Origin of the sequence: Flavobacterium sp., assembly GCF_043779715.1 — a bacterium.
GTDB lineage: Bacteria > Bacteroidota > Bacteroidia > Flavobacteriales > Flavobacteriaceae > Flavobacterium.
This window is the reverse complement of the sequence record NZ_JAYWDT010000058.1, coordinates 1-2,033: the sequence shown is the minus strand read 5'-3', so window position 1 is coordinate 2,033 and position 2,033 is coordinate 1. Positions and strand designations below refer to the sequence as shown.

Genomic DNA, 2,033 nt, shown 5'->3' with positions numbered 1-2,033 from the left:
TTAACAACTTCGATTCTTTAGGGAGCGATTTTGTAATTGGTAAACGAAATAAGATAAAAATCATACCATATAATAATATACTTTTAAATATAAAACTGTTTAAAACTCCAATTTTTTTAAACGGAATTATTTATAAATTTTTTAGAAAATCGAAAGCAGAACGTTCCTATAATTATGCTAAAATATTAATCGAAAAAGGCATTGGAACACCTAATCCTGTTGGTTTTTACGAAAATAAATCGGACCTTAGATTACTAGATAGTTATTATATTTGTGAACACTTGCAACCTGACTTTGTTTTCAAAGAATTGTTTAATGTTTATATTGAAGATTTAGAAAATATATTGAAACAATTTGCCCATTTTTGTTTTAAAATGCACGAAAATGGTATCGAATTTTTAGATCATTCGCCAGGAAATACACTCATAAAAAAGGTTGATGATAATAAATACGAGTTTTATTTAGTAGATCTAAATAGAATGAAATTTCATCAAGAAATGGATTTTAAGACTCGAATGAAGAATTTAAATCGCATAACACCAAGTGAAGCGATGATAAAAACGATAAGTTTTGAGTACGCGAAATTATACGGCAAATCAGAAGAAGAAACCTTTGCGTTAATGTGGAAATATACTTCGGAGTTTCAAGAAAAATCAAACAATAAGAGTCGATTAAAGAAAAAAATAGGTTTTTAAGATGCAAAAAATATCAGTATTTATAATTGCTTACAACGAAGAAAAAATAATTGAACAATGTCTTGAAAAACTTTCTTGGGCAAACGAAATCATTATTGTCGATTCTGGAAGTTCAGATAAAACAATTGAAATTTGCGAAAGATTTGGATCCAAAGTGATTTACAATAAGTTTGAAAATTTTGGTAAACAGAAGCAATTTGCACTAAAGAAAACGACCAACAATTGGGTTTTATCGCTTGATGCTGATGAAGTTTTGTCGAATGAATTAATAGCGGAAATTAAAAACATCGATTTCTCAAAAGAGTATAACGGTTACTTAATTCCTCGAACGCATGTTTTTTTGCATAAAATTTTCAAATTTGGAAGTGAGAATAAGAAACCAATTCTTCGATTTTTTAACAAACAACACGGAAAATTTATCGAAAACAAGGTCCACGAAGTGATAGATGTTTCTGGAAAAATAGGTGTTCTTAAAAACGAAATGTTGCATTATACGGTTTTCGATATTTCGACAGCAATACAAAAACAAGTTAAATATTCACTTTTAAGTGGCGAATTCTTATTCGAAAAAGAAAAAAAAGCATCGTTGGTCAAAGTAATTGTCAAATTTCCTTTCGATTTTATTCGGTTTTATTTCCTTCAGCGTAATTTTTTAAATGGCTATCAAGGTTTTATTTGGAGTATGTTATCTGCTTTTGGAAGCTTTGTAAAGTATGCAAAATTGTATGATTTGCATCAAAATAAGGATTTGTAACACTGCATGATTTCGGAAGCAATCACTTCATCATTAAATTTCTGAACAAATTCAAAACCTTTATTTGCAATTTCGTCTCTTAAGGATTTACTACTTAAAAGTCTTTCGATTTGAATTTTCAGATCCTCTACATTTTCAGGATTTATATAAATAGAATTTGGTCCGCCAGCTTCTGGAAAAACACCAGAATTTGTAGTAATAACTGGCGTTTTAGAAAATAAAGCTTCAATAATAGGAATTCCAAATCCTTCAAATATTGATGGGTAAACAAAAACAGTCGCTAGTTGATAAGTAATTGCCAATTCTTTGCTAGACAAACCTTTCAAGAAAATAACTTTCTCTTCCAGGTTATTTTCTTTGATGTAGGCTTTTATTCTGTCAGAATAGTCAGTTTGTTTTCCTATTAAAACTAATTTTGTATCAATGTTTTTAATAGCTTTTACAATAGTTAAAGCATTTTTACGCTCTTCAATTGTACCTACATTTAATATAAATTCTTTGGGTAAATTATATTTTAAAGCGACTTCATTTTTTTCTTCAACTGAATAATTTTGTTTAAAAACATCTTGACAACCTTGATAAAC

Annotated in this window: 3 protein-coding genes; 2 read left to right on the top strand and 1 reads right to left on the bottom strand. The window is 28.5% G+C overall.

The genetic code is table 11. The features are described 5' to 3' along the window. Nucleotides 1–695: lipopolysaccharide kinase InaA family protein (locus ACH2BG_RS02800; RefSeq protein ID WP_395046215.1), on the top strand; the 695-nt coding region annotated here is incomplete at its 5' end. 1 nt (nucleotide 696) lies between these two features. Next, nucleotides 697–1,449: a glycosyltransferase family 2 protein gene (locus ACH2BG_RS02795; RefSeq protein ID WP_395046214.1), complete on the top strand. Its 753-nt coding sequence runs from the start codon at nucleotides 697–699 to the stop codon at nucleotides 1,447–1,449. Here ACH2BG_RS02795 and ACH2BG_RS02790 read toward each other — a convergent pair. Beyond that, on the bottom strand, nucleotides 1,431–2,033 hold a 603-nt coding region (locus ACH2BG_RS02790), incomplete at its 5' end, for a glycosyltransferase family 4 protein (protein ID WP_395046213.1). The two genes, ACH2BG_RS02795 and ACH2BG_RS02790, sit on opposite strands and share 19 nt — an antisense overlap.

Excerpts from the sequence above, each read along its gene's own strand:
- ACH2BG_RS02795 (WP_395046214.1), top strand. The coding sequence starts at position 697 with ATGCAAAAAATATCAGTATTTATAATTGCTTACAACGAAGAAAAAATA.